We start from the raw sequence: 4,088 nt of genomic DNA, 5'->3' as shown, positions 1-4,088 counted from the left end.
CCCGGCGCCAGTCCGGAGACTCCCGGACCCAGCGCGGCGACCACTCCGGCGCCTTCCAGGCCGAGGCCGGACGGCAGCGGAATCGGTACCGCTCCCGAGCGCTGGCCGAGGTCCAGCGGATTGACGCCGATGGCGGCCTGCTCCAGCCAGACCTCGCCGGGGCCCGGTTGCTGCGCCCGGACTTGCTCCAGGCGCAGGACCTCGGGGCCTCCGTTTGCGTTGAGGGTGATGCGACTGGGCATGGCGGTCTCCTTGGCTGCGTTCGTCGTTCCGGCAGTCTAATGAAGCATCCGGGGATGACCAGGTAGGTTCTTTGCAGTTGATTGCTGCACCGCATGCAGTAGTGAGACGGTGCTCCGAGGTGACCGAAAGTCGTGTTTCCGTATCGACAGGATTCGCCTAGTGTAAGGCGGCAGCCTGGACGGCCATGGTCCCTGTGGTCGCCGGGATCATTTCGGGAGAGTCCCATGACGGCACCTTTCAAGGATCATTTCTCCACGGGTTCGGCGAACTACGCCGCACATCGTCCGACCTACCCGGCGCGGCTGGTCGACGAGCTGGCCGCGCTCTGCCCCGGCACCCGCCTGGCCCTGGACTGCGGCTGCGGCACCGGACAGCTCACGGTGCTGTTGGCCGAGCGTTTCGAACGGGTGGTCGGTACCGACGCCAGCGCCGCGCAGATCGACAAGGTGCAGGCTCGCGAGCGGGTCGAGTATCGCGTGGCCCTGGCCGAGGACAGCGGGCTGGCGGCGGCCAGCGCTGACCTGGTGACGGTCGCCCAGGCCGCCCACTGGCTGGACCTGCCGCGCTTCTACGAGGAAGTCCGGCGTGTGGCCCGTGCGGACGCCATCCTGGCTCTGGTTACCTATGGCGTATTGCATGTCGACGGCCCCATGGAACCGCTGGTCCAGCACTTCTACCACCAGGTCGTCGGCCCCTACTGGCCTGCCGAGCGGCGCCACGTGGAGGAGGGCTACCGCAATCTGCCGTTCCCCTTCGAGGAGCGTCGCCTGCCGGACCTGGCCATCGAGGTGGCCTGGACCCTGGACGAACTGCTGGGCTATGTCGGTACCTGGTCGGCGGTGAAGGAAGCCGGCAAGGCCCTTGGCCAGGATCCGGGCGCCGCGTTCGTCGATGAGCTGCGCGAAGCCTGGGGCGACCCGCAGACGCGCTATCGGGTCAGTTGGCCGCTGACGGTGCGCGCCGGGGTGATCCGCTGAGCCATCGGACGCAATCCGAAACTCAACCATGACGGCGGGGAGAGCGCCGATCGCGTCCGCCTGCCGTCTACGCAGGTCGCTGCAACCCCCTTGGCAGCCGCGGCGTCGCTTGAGCGCGGGCACAGGGGGCAGGTGGTGCGCCGAGTCGTATTCGTCGAACTCGCCATGCCGCCCCAGGGCGAGTCGGCGTGCAGGTTGCCAGTCCCTGGCGTACGGGGCGCTCAGTGCGTGCTTTCGTTTCACTGAGCCAGGTTTTCCAGCGCTATGAAGAAATCGCCCCGATTGCAGGATGAGTCTTGCTTTCGTCCCGGTTTCACTGCCGCTGGCTGCTGAATCGAGGGTGCACTCCGCGCAGTCCGGCCCCACACCTTGAGAGTCGTTGCCATTGCCGGGGTTACCCACGTGCTTTCCAGCAGGTACGGAGCCGATGGGAGATCGAGTTGGCGAGAGTGCCGGCTTGCTCCGGCCTTCTGAAGACTCTTCTTGAATCAGAAAAACCTTACGCCAGAAGTAGTGGGGGCTGATGGCCCTGCTCGCTTCGATCCTTCATGGTTAGCGGGTTCTGTTCTTCTTCGCCGTGGAGAGTTTTTCTGTGAGTGGTTCCCTCTTGGTACCGGCCAGTCTCGCCAGTCGCATCAGGCTCCTGCTGGTCATGACCCGGCGCGAGGTCGAACTGCGTTATCGCGACGCCATGTTGGGCCGCATCTGGATCATCGTCTCGCCGTTCCTGCTCTTGCTGATCTATACGTTTGTCTTCGGCTTTGTGCTGAAGTCGCGCTGGGGTGGAAGCCAGAGCACGCTTTCCTTCGCCTTGACCCTGTTTTCCGGACTCCTGCTGAACGGGATCCTCGCTGAAAGCCTGTCCAGGGCCCCGACTATCATCCAGGCCAACGCCAACTACGTGAAGAAGCTGGTTTTTCCCCTGGAGATACTCCCCCTCACACCGCTGCTGGCCGCATTCTTCAACGCCATGCTCGGCTACCTGGTGCTCTGTATCTTTCTTCTCTTCAGCGGCGTCGAGCCGGGCTGGCAACTGGTTCTGCTACCGCTTGCCCTGCTCCCCTTCCTGCTCTGCGTGACGGGGCTGGCGTGGTTCCTCGCGGGGCTCGGGGTCTATGTTCGCGACATAGGGCAGTTCGTCCAGTTTCTCCTGGTGCTTCTGCTATTCATCAGCCCGGTGTTCTATCCGCTGTCATCCTTGCCACCGGTAATGCAGCCCTACCTGTACCTCAATCCGCTGACGATCCCGGTGGAAATGGTCAGGGCGATCCTTTTCGATGCTCCCTATCCGACCCTTGAGGTCTTCAGCGTTTATTGCGTTGCGTCGCTGCTGGTCTGTTCATCGGGCTTCCTCTGGTTCCGTCGGGTACAGGAAGGTTTTGCAGATGTCCTCTGAGGCCGTTTCCCCGGGCCCGCAGGTGACGGCCGAGTGGATACCGCTGGGGCAGCGTTTGCTCGAACGCGGGTTGGTGAGCGGCCAGGAACTCGAGCGGGCGCTCGACCTGCAACGCCGGCTTGGCGGCCGCCTGGGAGGTATTCTCGTGCGTTCCGGAGCCATCTCGGAAAATACCCTCATGCAGGTGCTGGCGGAGCAACTGCGGTTGCCGCTGGTGGGGGACGACCTGCGGAAGCCGAGCGAAGAGTCCATCGCCGCATTCCTGCTCAGTACCCCGATCAATACCGACTGGTTCGTCGAAGAGCAACTGGTGGTCTGGGAGGAGGGCGAGCAACTGCTGTTCGCGGCGCGTGATCCGTTATCTCCTTCGATACGCGAAACCCTGGGCTATTTCTATCCGGAGCGCTCGATTCAAGCAGTGCTGTGCCGCTCCCAGGATCTGGACGGCTGGTTGGAGCACTCCCTGGACCTGGCCCGGCAAGGTGCGGATCGGCACGCCTACGGCAGCGAAGACATCCGCTACCTGCGGGAGCTGGCGGAGGAGGCGCCGGTAGTCGAACTCGTCAACAACGTGATGAGCCAGGCCATGGAAAAGCGCTCTTCGGATATTCACATCGAACCCCGGGAGTTCGACTTCCGTATCCGCTTCCGCGTCGACGGCGTCCTGCACGACCAACTGAGCCTTCCCCGCGAGCGATTCGCGGCGGTCGTCTCGCGGATCAAGCTGATCTCCGCCATCGACATCGCGGAGCGACGGTTGCCGCAGGATGGACGCATGAGCATCCGGGTCAGCGGTACGGAGCTCGACGTGCGGGTCTCCACCTTGCCAGGGGTGCATGGCGAATCGGTGGTCATGCGCCTGTTGCCGAAGGAGCGCGAGGGGTTGCGCCTGGACCGGCTCGGGATGCTCCCGGACCACTTGCGGAGGATGCGTGCATGGGTAGCGGAACCCCACGGCATCATCCTGGTGACCGGCCCCACCGGATCGGGCAAGTCCACGACGCTCTATGGCGCGCTGGAGGAAATCAATGATGGCGTGCGCAAGCTCATCAGCGTGGAAGATCCCGTGGAATACCAGGTGCCCAACATCACCCAGGTCCAGGTCCATGCCGACATCGGCCTGACCTTCGCTGCCGCCTTGCGCTCGATCCTGCGGCAGGATCCCGATGTGATCATGATCGGGGAGATACGCGACCTGGAGACGGCGGAGATCGCCGTACAGTCCTCGCTCACCGGTCACCTGGTGCTTTCGACCCTGCATACCAACGATGCGGTGAGTGCCTTCACGCGCTTGATCGACATGGGCGTGGAACCCTTCCTGGTGGCTTCGCCGGTGCGCGGTGTCCAGGCCCAGCGACTGGTGCGCAGGTTGTGCGCCCACTGCGCGGAACCTTGCGAGCCAACCCTTGCTGCGGCCGATCTGGCAGCGACCGAGGCGGCCACCGCGCGGCTGTTCCCGGGGCAGGCAGCGC

The 4,088-nt window shown here is 64.4% G+C and carries 4 protein-coding genes; 3 read left to right on the top strand and 1 reads right to left on the bottom strand.

Annotated elements, in window-relative coordinates; genetic code table 11:
- Positions 1-242 (bottom strand): alcohol dehydrogenase catalytic domain-containing protein (locus tag FFS27_RS29655; protein ID WP_171019256.1); only part of this gene is annotated, 242 nt, incomplete at its 3' end.
- Between the two features lie 225 nt (positions 243-467).
- On the opposite strand from FFS27_RS29655, the gene FFS27_RS29650 reads away from it, so the two are divergent.
- The 3 genes from FFS27_RS29650 to FFS27_RS29640 all read left to right on the top strand — a co-directional run.
- Complete coding sequence (locus FFS27_RS29650; RefSeq protein WP_021264909.1) at positions 468-1,220, top strand: class I SAM-dependent methyltransferase; 753 nt, start codon at positions 468-470, stop codon at positions 1,218-1,220.
- 592 nt (positions 1,221-1,812) lie between these two features.
- A complete protein-coding gene (locus tag FFS27_RS29645) occupies positions 1,813-2,616 on the top strand; it encodes an ABC transporter permease (protein WP_003131067.1) in 804 nt (267 codons plus the stop codon).
- A partial coding sequence (locus FFS27_RS29640; protein ID WP_137952408.1) for a GspE/PulE family protein occupies positions 2,606-4,088 on the top strand: 1,483 nt, incomplete at its 3' end. The genes FFS27_RS29645 and FFS27_RS29640, both read left to right, overlap by 11 nt.

The sequence above is a fragment of the Pseudomonas sp. 2VD genome (assembly GCF_005503585.1).
GTDB classification, from domain to species: domain Bacteria; phylum Pseudomonadota; class Gammaproteobacteria; order Pseudomonadales; family Pseudomonadaceae; genus Pseudomonas; species Pseudomonas aeruginosa.
Note: the sequence above shows the minus strand (reverse complement) of the source record. Positions and strands in the feature narration are given on the sequence as shown.

Coding starts and splice junctions, on each gene's coding strand:
- FFS27_RS29650 (WP_021264909.1), top strand. CDS start 468: ATGACGGCACCTTTCAAGGATCATTTCTCCACGGGTTCGGCGAACTAC.